A 16,333-nucleotide genomic window follows, 5' to 3' on the forward strand; every position below is an offset into this window, starting at 1 on the left:
CCGTTCCGATTCCATCGGAACGGAAATGGCTCTCGTGCTTGTTTTCGTCAAACGTCCTTCGTGAACCTGGTAATGACGTCCATGAAGGGCTTTGGCCTGAACTCGCTGTCGAGCGGCAAGGGGCGGTTTGGCTGCTTGTCCTTGCGGGCGAAGGTGCTGTTGATCCAGCTATGGCGATCCGAGATGCCCCAGGTCAGGATCGAGCGTACCGGGCCGCTGGTCGAGATCGCGGTCAAGAGATCATCGACGCGCTTGGCGACGATGGCGTCGCGCTGGGCCGGATCGCCTGTCAGCTTCTGATCGTCGACGTCGAGCTCGGTGACGAGTACGTCCAGACCCCAGGAGCGGAGCTCGGTGACGAATTCGGCCAGCCCGTGCGTGTCGATCTCGAGCTCGGCATGCAGATGCGACTGAAGTCCCACGGCGTGGAGCGGAACGCCCTGGTCGAGCAGGTCCATGATGAGGTTGCGGAAGGCGGCGCGCTTGGCGATGAACGAGTCCTTGACCTGTTCGATGTCGTACTCGTTGATCGCGAGCTTCACGAATGGATCCGCCGCAGCCGCTGTTCGGAAGGCCAGGGGGATCCAGCGGTTGCCCAGATTCTGCGACCAGAACGAATCCCGCCTGTCGGTGATTCCCTTCGGATTGTCCGGGATCGGCTCGTTGACGACGTCCCACGACGTCAGCTTGTCCTTGTAATAGGAGACGACGGTCGCGATGTGATCGACGAACGCACGCTCGACGCTTTTCGCGTCCTTGATCTGCCTGGTCCAGTCCGGAATGTCATGATACCACGCGAGCGCATGCCCGCGCATCGCCAGGTCGTTCTGCCGGGCAAAATCCAGGATCGCGTCGGCGCGTTCGAAAGCGAATGTGTGCGCGTCCGGCCGCAGCATGGGCCATTTCAGCTCGACCTCCGGTACCACCTGGGTGCAATAGGTGCTGATGGCTTCGCCGAACCTTGGATCGGCTTGCAGGTTCCAGAGGTTGGTCGCAGCACCATAGCCGGGACGGCGCTGAGCAAATCGTGACGGTGGCGTTGCGGACGCAGGTACGCCTGCCGCGAGCGTCGCGGCGCTGCCAAGGAGAAATTCGCGTCTGTCGAGCCTGGTCACGTGGCGGCATTCCTTCCGGAACCAACGCGTGATCGTACCAAGCGGCGCCGTGCGACGCCGTGCTTTCCGACGGTTGGGTTAACCCTTGCCCGATAGCTTCGTCGGTGTAGGGCAAATTTAACGCTAACGCGTGAAACCGCCTTCTCCGCGCCATTCGCCGTCCGATCTGCAGACTTATGTGACTATCTTCGAGGATGCTGCGCCGCAGTCCGATAGCCACGCAATGACCAACTGATTAATGGCCGACTGATGAGCGGCCGCCCAAACCGTAAGACCGCCACCGGCCCCGTGCTCGCATGCTGAACCGCCATTTCTCGATTTACCTCATGGCCTACATCCTGCCTGCGGCGGTGGGCTTCTTCGCGGTCACGGCCTACACAAGGCTGCTGACGCCGGCGGAGTATGGCGTCTATGTCGTCGGCCTCAGCATTGCCGGCATCCTGGGTGCGGTGTTCTTCGCCTGGATCAAGCTAGCAGTGTCGCGCTATCAGGCGATGTCGGCGGAGGTGGATTTTCGCGGCACGGCGATGGTCGCCTTCGCGCTCACGGTCGCCGTCCTCTGTGCCACGGCCCCGCTGGTTGTCCTGTTTCGCAACGACGTCAGCGTCGAGCTGCTGCTTGCCAGCACGTTCGTCGCGATCATGGCCAATGCGGTCGATGTCGGCCAGGAGTTCGAACGCGCCAAGCTGCGGCCCTACCGCTTCGCTGCCATCGCGATCGTGCGCAGTTTGTCGAGCGTTGGCTTCGGCCTGCTCGGCATATGGCTCGGCTGGGGCGGCATGGGTCTGCTCGCGGCGTTCGGTCTGGGCTCGCTGACCGGCATCATCCTCAATCTGGTCGGTGACCGCACCAGGATCGCGCGCTTTCAGCGCAGCCAATTCGTGCAGCTGGCGCGCTATGGCCTGCCGCTGACGCTGGCCGGACTTTCCGTTGCGCTCTACTCGGCCTGCGACAGGCTTATCGTCGCCTGGCTGCTCGGCAAGGACGCGGCCGGCATTTTCGGCGTCGTCGCCGATCTGCCGCGTCAGTTCATGGTCATGATCGCAGCGAGCGTTGCCTCGGCGACGGTGCCCCTTGTATTCCGGACACTGCCGGAGAAGAACACGGCATTGACGCGGGAGCGGTTGACCGAAAGCTTCGAACTACTGCTCGTCACCGTAGCGCCCGTCGCGGTCTGGCTTGCGCTTGCGGCGGACCAGGTCGCCGGCACCCTGGTCGGTGTGGACTTCCGCGCCGGCGTGTCGGCGCTGCTGCCGACCCTGGTGGTCGCCCGCTTTTTCGGCATCGCCAACCAGTTCTACGTACAACTCAGCTTTCAGCTCGCCGAGCGGCCCTTCATGCTGGCCGCGCAGTCGTTCCTCACGCTCGTCCTGAGCGTGGCGCTGATGTTCGCGCTGGTCGCAAGCCACGGCCTTTACGGTGCGGCGCTGGCGACGGTCGCGACCGAGGCGATCGGCTTCCTCGTCGCCATCGTCCTGATGCGCCGCGCCCATCCCGTGCCGTTCGACTTCAACCGCCTCGCCGGTGTTGCCGCCTCGGCCGCAGCGATGGCGGCTGCGATCCTGGCTGCGCGATCGCAAGTCAACGGCACCGGCCTCGTTGCGCTGATCATCGTCAGTCTCGCAGGCGGCGCTGTCTACGCCGCCGCGGCGTGGCTCCTCAACGTCGCGAATGTGCGGACCTTGTCGCTGCGCGTCCTGCGGACGTTCAACCGGAAGCCGCTGGGCGTATAAGGCCGGGCTGACGAAGCGCCGCCGCGCCGCCCCTACCATCGTAGTCCAGAGCAAAACGCGATGCGTGCGGTTCCGCTTGCGTTCTATTTCACGCTACGGAAAGTGTGCGGAACAGACGGGCCGCCGCCTTCAGATTTCATGGCGGTAGTCCGAGCCATGCCCTGTTGAGCTTGATAATCAAAGTTCGTTCTGCTCATTAGGGGCCTGAATTGCGCGGCAATATGCGCAAAATGCCCATCGACTAAAGTCGATAGTCAGCGAGGAAACGAAATAATGCGCAAGCTTACTTTGGCCATTGCCGTGATTGCCCCGATGCTCGGTCATGCGGCGTCGGCCGAGGACACCCTCAAGATCGGTTACATCGATCCGCTCTCCGGTGGCGGCGCCAGTGTCGGCGAGGGCGGTCTGAAGACGTTCCAGTATCTGGCCGACGAGCTCAACGCCAAGGGCGGCATCCTAGGTCACAAGGTCGAGATCGTTCCCCTAGACAACAAGACCAATCCGCAAGAGAGCCTGGTGCAGGCCCAGAAGGCGATCGACGCCGGGGTCCACTACATCACGCAGGGCAACGGCTCGTCCGTCGGCGCGGCGCTCTTGGATTTCGTCACCAAGAACAACACGCGCAATCCCGGCAAGGAAGTCCTGTACTTCAACTACGCCGCGGTCGATCCGAGCCTGACCAACGAGAAGTGCAGCTACTGGCATTTCCGCTGGGACGCCAGCTCCGACATCAAGATGGAAGCGCTCACCAACTACATGAAGGACACCCCGTCGATCAAAAAGGTGTACCTGATCAACCAGGACTATTCGTTCGGCCAGTCGGTGCGCACCGATGCGCGCAAGATGCTGGGTGCGAAGCGTCCTGACATCCAGATCGTCGGCGACGAGCTGCATCCGCTGCTGAAGGTCACTGACTTCTCGCCCTACATCGCCAAGATCAAGGCGTCCGGCGCGGACAGCGTCGTCACCGGCAATTGGGGCCAGGACATCGCGCTGCTGCTCAAGGCCGCTGCCGATGCCGGTCTGAAGGTCAACTGGTACACCTATTATGCCGGCGGCGCCGGCGGTCCGACCGCGATCAAGCAGACCGGTCTCGACCACCAGGTCTTCCAGATCACCGAAGGCTTCGCCAATTCGGGCAACCAGGCCGCGATGGACTTCGAGAAGGCCTTCCGCGCCAAGGTGAACCTGTCGCTCTGGTATCCGCGCGCGGTCAACGAGATGCGCATGTTCAAGGCGGCGGCCGAGAAGGCCAACTCGATTGATCCCGTGAAGGTCGCGGCGGCGCTCGAGGACCTGAAGTTCGAGGTTCTCGACGGCGGCCAGGGCTTGATGCGCAAGGACGACCACCAGTTCTTCCAGCCGATCTACATCTCCTCCTTCGGCAAGCTCGCCGCGAACGAGCCATTCGACGAGGAGAACACCGGTTGGGGCTGGCATCTGGTCTCCAAGGTCGATACGCCGCAGGCCATGGTCTCCACGACCTGCAAGATGGTGCGGCCGTAATCACGAAACACGTCGCCCGCCCGCGGCCACCATTGACCGCGGGAGGGCGGCGGCCGGAATGCGTTTGATTGGGCGATGTTCGCCGGGGCCATCAGGCCCCGGATAGAGATGAGTGCGCTGTGCTTGAACTCATTGTCATTTCGACCCTGAACGGCGTGCTGTTCGGCATGCTGCTCTTCCTGCTGTCGAGCGGGCTCACCGTCATCTTCAGCATGATGGGCGTGCTCAACTTCGCCCACGCCAGCTTCTACATGCTCGGCGCGTTCTTCGGTTTCCAGCTCACGAAGTGGATCGGCTTCTGGCCGGCGCTGGTGCTCGCGCCGCTACTGGTGGGCGCCATCGGCATGGCGGTGGAGCGCTACGGTCTGCGCAACACCCACAAGCACGGCCATGTCGCGGAGTTGCTGCTGACCTTTGGTTTGGCTTTTGCGATCGAAGAAATCGTGTCGATGATCTGGGGCAAGAGCCCGGTCGACTACCGCGTGCCGACGCTGCTCGACTTCCCGGCCTTCACAGTCTTCTCGACCAACTATCCCGCCTACAAGATCTTCATGCTGGTCGTGTCGGTCGTTATCTTCATAGCGCTGCTGGTAGTGCTGAAGCGCACTCGCGTCGGTCTCATCGTGCAGGCGGCGCTGACCCATCCCCACATGGTCGGGCATCTCGGCCACAATGTCGGCCGCGTGTTCATGGTGGTGTTCGGCGTCGGCAGCGCGCTGGCCGGTCTTGCCGGCGTCATTGCCGGCCCCGCTTTGGTGACGCAGTCCGATATGGCCGCTTCGCTCGGGCCGATCCTGTTCGTGGTCATCGTGTTCGGTGGCCTTGGCTCCCTGCCCGGCGCCTTCGTCGCCTCGCTGGTTATCGGCCTGGTGCAGACCTTTGCAGTGGCGCTGAACGGCTCGCTCGCGAGCGCATTTGGCCCGCTCGATCCGTCGGCGGGACCGTCCGTCCTCACCGACGTCTGGAACGTCACGATCGCGCAGGTCGCACCGATCGTGCCTTATCTTCTGCTCGTGGTCATTCTGATCGTACGCCCCATGGGCCTGATGGGGACGCGCGAGTCATGAAACCGGCTATGACTTCGACCTCGATTGCCCCGGCGAAGCCCGCTGGCGATGGCTTGCGCTTCTACGGCGTCTGGCTGATCGGTATCGCCGCGCTGGTCGTCCTTCCGCTGGTCTTCTCGTCGGGCGGCTCGCTGACATCCTTCAGCCTGATCGGCATCGCGATCGTCTTCGCGCTGTCCTACAACATCCTGCTCGGCCAGACCGGCCTGCTGTCGTTCGGTCATGCCGTGCACTACGGACTTGGCGGCTTCGCCGCCTGTCACATGATGAACGCGGTGGTGTCACACGGATGGCCGATCCCGCTTCCGTTCATCCCGCTGTTCGGCGGGCTCGGTGGCCTCGTCTTCGCAATCATCATCGGCTGGGTGATGACCAAGCGTGCCGGCACGGTGTTCGCGATGATCTCGCTCGGCATCGGCGAGCTGGTGGCGTCGTCCTCGCTGATCCTGCGCTCGGTGTTCGGCGGCGAAGCCGGCATCACAACCGACCGTACGGCCTTGCCGAAGATGCTCGGCTGGTCGTTCGGGCCGCAGCTCCAGGTCTACTACCTGATCGCGTTTTGGCTGGTGCTGTCGGCGATCGCGATGTACGCATTGACGCGAACCCCGCTGGGGCGGATCTGCAACGCAGTCCGCGACAATCCCGAACGCGTCCAGTTCATCGGCTACGATCCTCACGTCGTTCGCTACCTCGCATTCTGCTTTGCCGGATTTTTTGCCGGCGTTGCCGGTAGCCTCGCTGCGATCAATTTCGAGATCGCAAACTCCGCTTATCTTGGCGCGATCCAGTCAGGCCTGGTGCTGTTCGCGACCTTCATCGGCGGCACCGCCTATTTCTTCGGTCCGATCCTCGGCGCGATCCTGGTGACCTACCTGCAACTTGGGCTGACCAACGTCACCAGCGTCTGGCAGCTCTATTTCGGCATCATCTTCATCGGCATCGTGATGTTCGCGCCCGGCGGCATCGCCGGCCTGTTGATGATGCACCGGCCACTGGTTCGCGCCGGGACGCTGTGGACCGTGATCCCGTCCTATCTCGTCGCCATCGTGCCAACCGTGGCGCTCGCCTGCGGCGTCATCCTGACCATCGAGACCATCGCGCGTTATTCCGGCGGCGACCCCATCAACCTGTTCGGCATCGCCTTCAATCCGACATCGCCGGTGACATGGATCGCCGCTGCGGTTCTGCTGGTCGGCGGGTTCTTTGTCGCGCGATTGACCTGGCAGCGGATCGCGGACGCCTGGGACAGGGCGGCGACGGTCGCCCGTGACCGGGGGTATCTGGCATGACCGCGGCGATCGAAGTCCGCGCTGTCGAAAAGCGCTTTGGCAATGTCAGCATCATCCGCGATCTGAATCTCAGCGTCGCGAAAGGTGAGCGGCACGCCATCATCGGTCCGAACGGCGCCGGCAAGTCCACGACGTTCAATTTGATCAGCGGCCACATCAAGCCGACTTCGGGCGAGGTGAAGCTGAACGGCGATTTGATCTCCGGCCTGCGGCCGTTCGAGATCAACCGGCGCGGCCTGTCGCGCTCGTTCCAGGTGACCAACGTGTTTGCGCGCATGACGGTCTGGGAGAACGTCCGTTGCGCCGTGCTGTGGGCGACCGGGCACCGCTACGCCTTCTGGAAGAACGTCGACAGTCTGCCTGAAGTGCGCGAGCGCACGGCCCAGATCCTGGATGATATCCATCTCACGCACCGGCGCGACGTCCCGGCCGGCCTGCTCACCTACGCCGAACAGCGCGAGCTGGAGATCGGCATCACCATCGCGAGCGGCGCCACGGTTGTCATGCTCGACGAGCCGACTGCAGGCATGAGCCACGCTGAAACCGAACGCGCGGTGTCGTTGATCCGGCGATTGACCGACGGAAAGACCCTGGTGATCGTCGAGCACGACATGAGCGTCGTGTTTGGCCTTGCCGACCGCATCTCGGTGCTGGTCTACGGCCACATCATCGCATCGGGCACGCCGGAAGAAATCCGGCGTGATCCAAAGGTCAAGGAAGCCTATCTCGGCGAGGAAGCGCACTGATGCTCGAGGTCAGGGATCTCCACGCCTATTACGGCAAGAGCCACATTCTCCAGGGCGTCGACCTCGATGTCGCCGCAGGCGAGGTCGTGAGCCTGCTCGGCCGCAATGGCGTCGGTCGCTCCACCACGGTCAAGGCGATCATGGGCGAGGTCGCGCCGCAAGGCACGATCCGCTTCAAGGGCAAGGACATCGCCGGTCTTCCCAGCTACAAGATCGCGCGCCTCGGCCTCGGCTATGTTCCCGAGCATCGCGACATCTTTCCGAGCCTGACGGTTCGTCAGAACCTTGTGCTCGGGATCAAGGATACGCGCCGTCCCGGCAAATGGCGGCTCCAGGACATGCTCGACATGTTCCCCAATCTTGCCGCCCGCGCCGACACGCCCGCGGGCGTGCTGTCCGGCGGCGAGAAGCAGATGCTCACGACGTGCCGGACGCTGATGGGCGATCCCGATCTCATCATGATCGACGAGCCGACCGAAGGTCTCGCGCCGCTGATCGTGCAGCAGGTTGGCGATCTCATCGCGCGTATCGCAGAGGCAGGTGTCGCCATTCTGCTGGTCGAGCAGAAGCTGTCGATCGCGATGCGGATCTCGAAGCGCGTCTACATCATGGGCCACGGCCGCGTCGTGTTCGAAGGCACGCCGGACGAGCTCAAGGCGAATGCCGCCGTGCGCCAGGAGTGGCTCGAGGTGTGACGCTCACATTCCGTGTGACGAACGCGCAAAATAGAACGGCTGCAAGATGCGCATACGCATCTGAATTCTCCGCTACATCTCACGCTTTGTAATCGGGGTATCGTCCCGGCCGCCGACATCGTGATCGATGCGGCTGACGATAACCAAGAAGACAGTGGAGGACGCCGACGGCGGCCTGTGAGCGCGCGCGTCGATGCGACTTTGCCTGTGAAGGAGATGCCGAGCATGCCGGGAAATAAACGCGGACTGGTTCGCGGAGCTGTCGCTCTGTTCGCAGTCTCATTCGGGGTCTTGGGGGCTGCTTCGGCCGCTATCGCCGGAAACTACGATACGGGCGCGACCGACACGACGATCAAGCTCGGGCAGACCATGCCGTATTCGGGGCCGGCCTCGGCCTATTCGGCGATCGGTCGCGCCGAAGTCGGCTATTTCAAGATGCTCAACGACAAGGGCGGCATCAACGGCCGCAAGATCGAACTCCTCAGCATGGACGACGGCTATTCGCCGTCGAAGACGGTCGAGCAGGTGCGGCGCCTGGCCGAGAGCGACGAGGTCTTGGCGATGTTCTCGATGCTCGGGACCGGCCCGAACATCGCGGCGCAGAAATATCTCAATGCCAAGAAGATCCCGCAGCTGTTCCCGTCGAGCGGAGCCAGCCGCTGGAACGATCCGCAGCATTTCCCCTGGACCACCGGTTCGCAGCCGACCTACAGGACCGAGGGGCGGATCTACGCCAAATGGATTCTGGCGAACAAGCCCGACGCCAAGATCGCCGTCATCACGCCGAACGAGGATCCCGGGCGCGACTATCTCGCAGGCTTCAAGGAAGGGCTCGGCGAGCACGTCAACCAGATCGTGTCGGAAGCCGTGTACGAGACGACGGACCCGACCGTCGACTCCCAGATCGTCAAGTTCAAGGCGGCCGGCGCCGACGTTCTGTTCAACGAGTGCACGCCGAAATTCGCGGCGCAGGCGATCAAGAAGGTCGCCGAGCTCGGCTGGAAGCCGCAGATCATCCTTCCGGCCGTCTCCAATTCCGTCGGCTCCGTGCTGACGCCGGCCGGTCTCGACAACGCCGTCGGCATTGTTACTGGCGCGTTCCAGAAGGATCCCGGCGATCCGCGCTGGGCCGATGATCCCGGCATGAAAGCCTGGCGCGAGTGGATGAAGACCTACAATTCGGGCGCGGATCCGGCCGACATCTTCAATGTCACCGGCTATACCATGGCGCAGATGATGGAGCTGGTGCTGCAGCGCGCCGGCAATGACCTCACGCGCGCGAACCTGATGAAGCAGACGCAGTCGTTCAAGGACGTCGAGCTGCCGATGCTGCTGCCGGGCATCAAGCTCAACACCTCGGCCGAGCAGGTCACGCCGATCCGTCAGTTGCAGATGGCGCGCTTCAACGGAAAATCCTGGGAGCTGTTCGGCGACGTTATCGGCGAATAGTATCGACGCATCGTGACGGGCGGGCAGGGCGCCGGCCTTGCCCGCTAGTCTTGTCGAGTGCCTTGCCCCGCAGTGATCGCTTCCTCCAGCCCCAGTGAAGAGATGATGACACCGACCGGTCCCCTCAGCGGCATTCGCGTTCTTGATCTGACGAGCGTGCTATTCGGTCCCTATGCCGCGCAAATGCTCGGCGACTGGGGCGCCGATGTCATCAAGGTCGAGCCGCCCGCGGGCGATACCTGGCGCTACACGGGCGTGTTCCGAAACCGCGGCATGAGCGGTCAGTTCATGGCGGTCAATCGCAACAAGCGCAGCCTCGCGCTCGATCTGAAGCATCCGGACGGCAAGGCCGCGCTGGCGCGGTTGATCCCGACAGTCGATGCGCTCGTCACCAATGTGCGGCCGGCGGCGATGGCGCGGCTCGGCTTCGGCTATGACGCCTGCTCGAAGCTCAATCCGCGTCTGATTTACGCTGCGGCGACCGGCTTCGGCCAGGACGGACCGTGGGCGGCGCGGCCTGCCTTCGACGAGATCATCCAGGCGGCTTCGGGATTGGCCTCATCGATCGGATCGGACGAGGAGCCGGAATTCATCCCGAGCCTCGTCGGTGACAAGATCTGTGCGCTGGCAATGGTCGGCGCGGTGTCAGCTGCCTTGTTCCGGCGCGAGCGCACCGGGCAAGGCCAGATGGTCGAAGTGCCGATGCTGGAGACAATCGCCGGCTTCAACAGCATCGAGATGCTGGGTGGGCACGCATTCGATCCGCCGATCGGCCCGACCGGCTACAAGCGGATGAAAGAACGACGCCCGGTGCAGACGAAGGACGGCTGGCTGACGATGCTGCCTTATTCCGGGGACAATTGGTGCGCCTTCTTCGAAGCCGTCGGCCGCGCCGAACTGATCGAGGAACTCGGCGTGCGCGATCCTGTGCTGCGCTCGCAGAACATCGACCGGATCTACGACCGCATGAGCGAGATTGGACCGACCCGCACCACGGCGGAGTGGGAGGAGTTATTGCTGCGGCTGGACGTGCCGCACACGGCCTTCGCCCGACTGACCGAGATCGGCGAGCAGCCGCATCTTGCCGCCGTCGGGTTGTTTGCCGATATCGATCATCCCTCGGAAGGACGCATTCGGCAGGCGCGTCCCGCAACGAAATTCTCCGAAAGCCCGGCGGGCATCCACCGTATGGCGCCGCGCCTCGGTGAGCATTCGCGCGAGGTGCTGCGCGAGGCCGGCCTGAGCGAGGCGGAAATCCAGGCGGCTGTCGACAGCAAGGCGGTGGGTGTCCCGTCGTAGCGCCGTTCAGGAACCGAAATTGCGGACCGCGCTCATTCGGGCGACGTCCACATGACGGGCGCGTGACGTCATTCTCTGTGATGCCGGTCACATTCTGCTGCGCCGGGGCGCCTAGCATGGGCTCCGTTCGTCAACGCCCGGATCAGATCATGACCACGGCCGATCTTGCCTTCGTGTTGCGCAAGCTGTGTGTCGCTGCAGCCTTTATCTGCGTGCTTCTCAGCGTCGCGGTGTTCCTTGTGCTGGTGGTCAGGGAGCATGAACCGCTCGGGCAGGCCGCCTCGCGCGCGCTGCCACTCATGGCCTTTGCGCTGTTCGGCGCGTTCGGCGCTGCAATGACGCGCCTGATCGGGCGTCAGACCCACTAACCGGACATTCTGCCGCAGCTATGCGCCGCCAGCCTCGGACCAGCCCCGGCGCTGGGCCACCTTCCGCCTGCGCGGGCCGTCGTATATGAGAGATTGCCTGCCGGAACGTGCCGAAAATCGCCCAATAGGGAACGTAAGGTGGCTGCGATTTCTTAATCCAAAGATCGCAATCTGACCGACTGAAGGCGCGGACTGGTGCTGGACCGGGGAATGGCATGAAAGACCTGATGACGACGGCGCAATCCACCACGGCGATGCGGCGTTGGCGGCGCCCCGGAGTTGTCGCGCTCGCGGCGGTGGTCTCCCTGACGGCACTGACCGCAAGCGCCGAAGCGGCCAAGCAGGCGCGCCAGCCGGCCGAGGCGGTGGCGCCGCGCGAGGCCGGTGAGCCCATCATGGCGATCGTGTCGATCAAGAGCCAGCGGGTCACCTTCTACGACGCCGACGGCTGGATTTTCCGTGCGCCGGTGTCGACCGGCACCACGGGGCGCGAGACGCCGGCCGGCGTCTTCGCCATCGTCGAGAAGGACAAGGACCACCATTCGACCATGTATGACGATGCCTGGATGCCGAACATGCAGCGCATCACCTGGAATGGCATCGCGCTGCATGGCGGGCCGCTGCCCGGCTATGCCGCCTCGCACGGTTGCGTGCGGATGCCCTTCGGCTTTGCCGAGGGTCTTTTCGACAAGACACAGATCGGGATGCGAGTGATCATCTCGCCGAACGATGCAGCCCCGGTCGACTTCTCCCACCCTTCGCTGTTCGTGCCGAAGCGCGAAGCAATCGCGGCGGCGCCGGCCCGTGCCGACAAGCTTTCCGCCGAGGCCGAGGAGGCGACCCAGGCTGCCGACGAAGCCAAGAAGGCCGCCGCGGTGGCCGCGAAGGAGGCCGCCTCGCTCCCGGCGTCGCTGCGCAAGCTGGAACAGCAGAAGACCCGCGCCGATGCCGAACTCGCTTTTTCCGACAAGACGCTCGCAGCCGCAAAGACCGATGAGGCCCGGGCCAAGGCCGAGGAGCTGAAGCAGAAGGCCGCCGCCAAGGCGGCCGACGCAGCGACGCAGCTCGATGCCGCCAAGGCCGCCGCGCAGCCGAAGCGCGACGCCATCGCCGCCACCAAGGAGGCCGCCAAGGTAGCTGCGGCCAAGAAGACCGATGCCGTGAAGGCCGCGACCGACGCAAAACTCGCGCTTGAGCCGGTCTCGGTCTACATCAGCCGCGCGACGCAGAAGATCTACGTGCGGCGGAACACGCACAAGCCGGCGCCGGACGGCGGCGGCGAGGTGTTCGACACCAGCATCGAGGTTCCCGTCACGATTCGTAATCCCGACCAGCCGCTCGGTACGCACATTTTCACGGCGATGGCGAGGAACGATGCAGGCCTGCGCTGGAGCATGGTCACGATCGACGACGGCGACGACGCCAAGGGCGCACTCGACCGCATCACCATCCCGCAGGAAGTTCTCGACCGCATCGCGCCGACCGCATTGCCGCGCTCGTCGATCATCATCTCGGACGAGCCGTTGAGCAGCGAGACCAACTACCGGACCGAGTTCGTCGCGGTGCTGAGCAATCATCCGCAAGGCGGCTTCATCACCCGCAGGCCGACCGCGCCGCCGATGGCCGTGGCGAGCGACGACAGCTGGGACAATGGCGGCAATGGCTCCTTCTTCTTCTTCCAGCAGCGCAATCCGTACCCGCAGCCGGTCAATCCGCGCCAGCGCGGCCAGTATCAGTATTATCAGCCGGCGCAGCCGATGCAGCGGGGCTTCTGGCAGTAGGGCGCAGGTCGCGGCGCGTCAGGTCGAGGCCCGCCACTATGGGCGCGCCGTGATCACCAGGGCCTGAATCCTGGCTTCGACAGGCCCGGAGCCGTGGCGCATCCGGATCGATTCGGCGACGGCGTCCGTCGCAGCCTGAAGCTTGCTCGCATCCCTGGCCTCGATCTCGCCGCGCAGCGGCGTTCCCTGGCAGTACGCGACCGCCACGTATTCCGCCGACGGCGCGCGGCTCATTGTGGATTGCGTTTCGATTGATATTTCGGTGAAGCCTGCGCGTTCGAGATCTGCCTTGATGACGGCCTTGTCGTGATAGCCGTGCGGCGTCCGCGCCATAAAGAGGGGCGGATCGTCGGGAAACATCTTGCCGAGCGTGACCGTCGCGTCATCCGCGAACACATTGTCTTCGATACGGTCCCAGACACTGAAGAGGTAAGTGCCATTCGGCTTCAAGACCCGCCTCGCCTCCGCGTGGCCCTTGGTCCGATCTGGAAAGAACATGGCGCCGAACTGGCAGCAGACGACGTCGAACGCGGCGTCGTCGAAGGGCAAGGCCAACGCATCCGCCTGACGCCAGGAGATGCGCGGGTCTTCACCCTGACGCTGCATCGCGACGGCGAGCATCGGCTCGTTGAGGTCGGTCGCAACATAGCGGACGCGTGGTGGCAGCAACGCCGCCACGGCTCGCGTGACGGCGCCGGTGCCTGCCGCGATCTCGAGCAGGACCGAAGGAGACAGTGCTGCTACGCGCCTGGCGATGTCGTCGGCATAGACGGAGAAGATCAGCGGGACGAGATACTCGTCGTAGAGTTTCGGAACCGAACCGGCGAAGACCTTGTCGGACGCGGACATGCTTGCCTCGCTGAACTCTGGGACAGGACGAAGCATGTTACCACGGATCGGCCGTCCCGGAACGGCGTGACTTGTCCAGGCGAAACGACAGACCCTACGATATCACGGATGAAGGCGGCGAGGCATTTGCGATCGCGGCCGACGTCACGTCAGAGGCCGACGTCCTGCGCATGACCGAGGAGGCGCATCGCGCCATGGGCGGCCTCGACGGCATGGTGCTGAACATCGGCACCTTCGGCAAGGTCGGGCTCGACGCCGTCAGCCCCGAGGAGTGGAACAGGGTCTACGACGTCAATGTTCGCGGCCCGATGCTGTGCTGCCGCGCGGCCATGCCGAAGTTCGGCAATGGCGGCGCGATCGTATTCATCTCCTCGATCGCCGCGCTGAAGGCCGGCTCGCAGATGGCGGTGTATGACTCGTCGAAAGCCGCGCTCGGCGGCCTCGTGCGCGACATCGCCCATCTCGGATCGCGTCGCGGTATTCGCGCCAACCTCGTCTATCCCGGCCTCGTCGACACCCCGAATGGCCGCGAAGCCGGCGCCGGCCGCCCTAATCGGGGCAAGGGCCACGTCCCCTTCGGCCGCCAGGCGACCGCGTGCGAGATCGCCTACGCCGTGCTGTTCTTCCTGTCGGAGGAGAGCGTCTATGTCACCGCGCAGACCCTCGCGGTCGATAGCGGCCTGAGCGGAATGTAAGACGCGAGCGCAATCCCGGTACCGCGGAATTCGGTGCCCCGGCTAAGCAGAAGTGACTCCTCATTGCGGCGAGGGCGCGATCGTCGAAGCTCGCAATGCGTTCATCTGCTCGAATGTTTCCAGAAGAGCCTCGCACGCCTCCTTAGCTTCAGCGAAGGTGTTGAAAGGAGAGCCGCCAAGTTTGATTGCGGACTTGTTCACTTGGACGGGCCGCCATGAGGCAACCAGGCCGGGCTTCCCGTGAAGGCCGGGACCCGTGCGGCTTTCGTTGCTGATCACAAACGAAAATCCGCCGCTGCTCGCCATCCAGATTTCGAGCGCATTCACCGGAGTATCGACGCGCCTAAAGTGCAGGGCCATCTGGCTCTCCAGAGTCTGCTCCGCAGAATTGGCCGCGGGCGCTAGCCAGTCAGTGCTTACCTGTGCGAATCCCGGGCGGCCGCAAAGCTCGAGGTCTTTGATCCCTCGGCCTTCCATGCCGCCAGGTCACCCGGAAGCGGAACGGGTTCGCTCTCAACTTGCTTGTTTCGGCTAATTCCTAGGCCAATGAGCCCGCCCAATACCAACGCGGAGCCTGCAATCATCAACCAGTGCGGCATGTCCAATACGGGCATTGCAATTCTCCCACCGAAAGGAGCGCGTTACGCAATTGCCTGGCGGATTACCTTTGAATGAGTGTGAGTATTATTGCGGTGATCCGAACGTCGGGCAAGGCACCCAAAAGGGCTGGATTTCTGACCTAATTTCCCGTCGCCGAAAGCGACGTGACGCCCGAACTGATCGAGGCGATTGAGGCGACATTCTGATATGGACGCCGGGGAGTTTGGGCATGACACTGCCGGCGTCCCCAAGGATCGATTGCCACATCCATGCCATCGATCCCATCCGCTTTCCCTACTCCGACGATACGCCATACCGGCCGAGCGGGCAGGAGATCGCGCCCGCGGCGCAGCTCATCCGCGTGTTCGACGCTTTCGACGTCAGGCATGCGCTCGTCGTCGCGACCAATACCGGTTACGGCAGCGACAGCCGCATCCTGCTCGATACGCTGAAGCAGGGCGAGCAGGGGCAGGTTGATTTCGGCTCCGACGTCATCAAGCTCAAGGGCGCGAAGGCTGACGCAGTCTTCGTTTACACCAACGAGGAGGAGAGCGCCCGCTTCCTGATCGAGGCCAAGCGACAGGGCCTGTCGACGCCGCTGTTCGGCGAGACGACGCTGCTCAGTCAGAAGGTGGTTGAGCTTGCTGGTTCCGCCGCCAATGGCGTGCGCGGTCATGTCGGCCTCAGCGCCGATGCACCCGTGCCGGCGATCCAGGAGTTCGCCAAGAAGTTCAGCGCGCGCTACAAGTACTGGCCCGACCACAACGGCATCAAGGGCTACACTGCCGTCTATCTCGTCAAACACGTCACCGAAAAAATCGGCAAGTTCGACAGCAAGGCCATGAAGGGCCTGACGCTGACGCCCGACGAGGCTCCCGGCATCTTGAAGGAAGCAAGCTGGGACCAGAACGGTGACATCGACCGCGCCAGCTTCCTCGCCGAGATCGTCGACGGCAAGCAGACGATCGTCGAGACGCTGCCGAAGCTGAAGGGCGGCAAGAGCGAGTGAGAGACACGTAGATGGGGTAACGGGCTCCCTGAGGCCTTCCAACCAAGCCGCGCTAGCTACCGCGCTGTTTGATGCGCGCGTCGCGCGGCTTGGTTGGAAGGCAAGCGGTCGTCCCTCACATTGATGGTGTAG

The 16,333-nt window shown here is 63.7% G+C and carries 14 protein-coding genes and 1 pseudogene; 12 read left to right on the top strand and 3 right to left on the bottom strand.

All coding sequences use genetic code 11. The annotated features are described in order from the left end of the window. Nucleotides 1–47: 47 nt before the first annotated feature. Nucleotides 48–1,115, bottom strand: a complete 1,068-nt coding sequence (locus tag AC630_RS22825; RefSeq protein WP_074120696.1) for an endo-1,4-beta-xylanase — start codon at nucleotides 1,113–1,115, stop codon at nucleotides 48–50. A 296-nt stretch (nucleotides 1,116–1,411) separates the two neighbouring features. Between AC630_RS22825 and AC630_RS22830 the strand changes: the two genes are divergently transcribed. The 10 genes from AC630_RS22830 (at nucleotide 1,412) to AC630_RS22875 (ending at nucleotide 13,048) form a co-directional block, all read left to right on the top strand. Further along, nucleotides 1,412–2,848, top strand: coding sequence for a lipopolysaccharide biosynthesis protein (locus tag AC630_RS22830; RefSeq protein ID WP_074120697.1), 1,437 nt, complete (start codon nucleotides 1,412–1,414; stop codon nucleotides 2,846–2,848). A 273-nt stretch (nucleotides 2,849–3,121) separates the two neighbouring features. Further along, entirely contained in the window at nucleotides 3,122–4,354 is a 1,233-nt protein-coding gene (locus tag AC630_RS22835) for a branched-chain amino acid ABC transporter substrate-binding protein (RefSeq protein ID WP_074120698.1), read from the top strand. A gap of 119 nt (nucleotides 4,355–4,473) precedes the next feature. Continuing rightward, nucleotides 4,474–5,421, top strand: coding sequence for a branched-chain amino acid ABC transporter permease (locus AC630_RS22840; protein ID WP_074120699.1), 948 nt, complete (start codon nucleotides 4,474–4,476; stop codon nucleotides 5,419–5,421). Continuing rightward, nucleotides 5,418–6,710, top strand: a complete 1,293-nt coding sequence (locus tag AC630_RS22845; protein WP_074120700.1) for a branched-chain amino acid ABC transporter permease — start codon at nucleotides 5,418–5,420, stop codon at nucleotides 6,708–6,710. The genes AC630_RS22840 and AC630_RS22845 overlap by 4 nt, the downstream gene beginning before the upstream one ends. Continuing rightward, entirely contained in the window at nucleotides 6,707–7,456 is a 750-nt protein-coding gene (locus AC630_RS22850; RefSeq protein ID WP_074120701.1) for an ABC transporter ATP-binding protein, read from the top strand. The genes AC630_RS22845 and AC630_RS22850 overlap by 4 nt, the downstream gene beginning before the upstream one ends. After that, on the top strand, nucleotides 7,456–8,151 hold the full coding sequence (locus AC630_RS22855; RefSeq protein WP_074120702.1) for an ABC transporter ATP-binding protein: 696 nt from the start codon (nucleotides 7,456–7,458) through the stop codon (nucleotides 8,149–8,151). Before AC630_RS22850 ends, AC630_RS22855 begins: the two co-directional genes overlap by 1 nt. A gap of 225 nt (nucleotides 8,152–8,376) precedes the next feature. Next, the gene (locus AC630_RS22860; RefSeq protein ID WP_074120714.1) at nucleotides 8,377–9,600 is read left to right on the top strand and encodes an ABC transporter substrate-binding protein; all 1,224 of its coding nucleotides are present in this window, start codon (nucleotides 8,377–8,379) and stop codon (nucleotides 9,598–9,600) included. A 102-nt stretch (nucleotides 9,601–9,702) separates the two neighbouring features. Continuing rightward, nucleotides 9,703–10,899, top strand: a complete 1,197-nt coding sequence (locus AC630_RS22865) for a CaiB/BaiF CoA transferase family protein (RefSeq protein ID WP_074120703.1) — start codon at nucleotides 9,703–9,705, stop codon at nucleotides 10,897–10,899. Nucleotides 10,900–11,048: 149 nt separating this feature from the next. Beyond that, a complete protein-coding gene (locus AC630_RS22870) occupies nucleotides 11,049–11,267 on the top strand; it encodes a hypothetical protein (RefSeq protein ID WP_143198239.1) in 219 nt (72 codons plus the stop codon). A gap of 215 nt (nucleotides 11,268–11,482) precedes the next feature. Further along, nucleotides 11,483–13,048 carry a L,D-transpeptidase gene (locus AC630_RS22875; protein WP_074120705.1) on the top strand — a complete coding sequence of 522 codons (1,566 nt, stop codon included), beginning with the start codon at nucleotides 11,483–11,485 and terminating at the stop codon, nucleotides 13,046–13,048. 36 nt (nucleotides 13,049–13,084) lie between these two features. Here the strand turns inward: AC630_RS22875 and AC630_RS22880 are convergent, their stop codons facing one another. Next, on the bottom strand, nucleotides 13,085–13,897 hold the full coding sequence (locus tag AC630_RS22880) for a class I SAM-dependent methyltransferase (RefSeq protein WP_074120706.1): 813 nt from the start codon (nucleotides 13,895–13,897) through the stop codon (nucleotides 13,085–13,087). A 101-nt stretch (nucleotides 13,898–13,998) separates the two neighbouring features. Between AC630_RS22880 and AC630_RS22885 the strand changes: the two are divergent. Beyond that, a pseudogene (locus AC630_RS22885) lies at nucleotides 13,999–14,592 on the top strand (SDR family NAD(P)-dependent oxidoreductase); the annotation flags it as partial. Nucleotides 14,593–14,652: 60 nt separating this feature from the next. On the opposite strand, the gene AC630_RS22890 reads toward AC630_RS22885, so the two are convergent. Beyond that, on the bottom strand, nucleotides 14,653–14,952 hold the full coding sequence (locus AC630_RS22890) for a hypothetical protein (protein WP_074120707.1): 300 nt from the start codon (nucleotides 14,950–14,952) through the stop codon (nucleotides 14,653–14,655). A 469-nt stretch (nucleotides 14,953–15,421) separates the two neighbouring features. Between AC630_RS22890 and AC630_RS22900 the strand changes: the two genes are divergently transcribed. Next, a complete protein-coding gene (locus AC630_RS22900) occupies nucleotides 15,422–16,201 on the top strand; it encodes an ABC transporter substrate-binding protein (RefSeq protein WP_083636352.1) in 780 nt (259 codons plus the stop codon). The last annotated feature ends 132 nt before the right edge of the window (nucleotides 16,202–16,333 follow it).

It is taken from the genome of Bradyrhizobium sp. AS23.2, assembly GCF_001908185.1.
Taxonomy (GTDB): Bacteria; Pseudomonadota; Alphaproteobacteria; order Rhizobiales; family Xanthobacteraceae; genus Bradyrhizobium.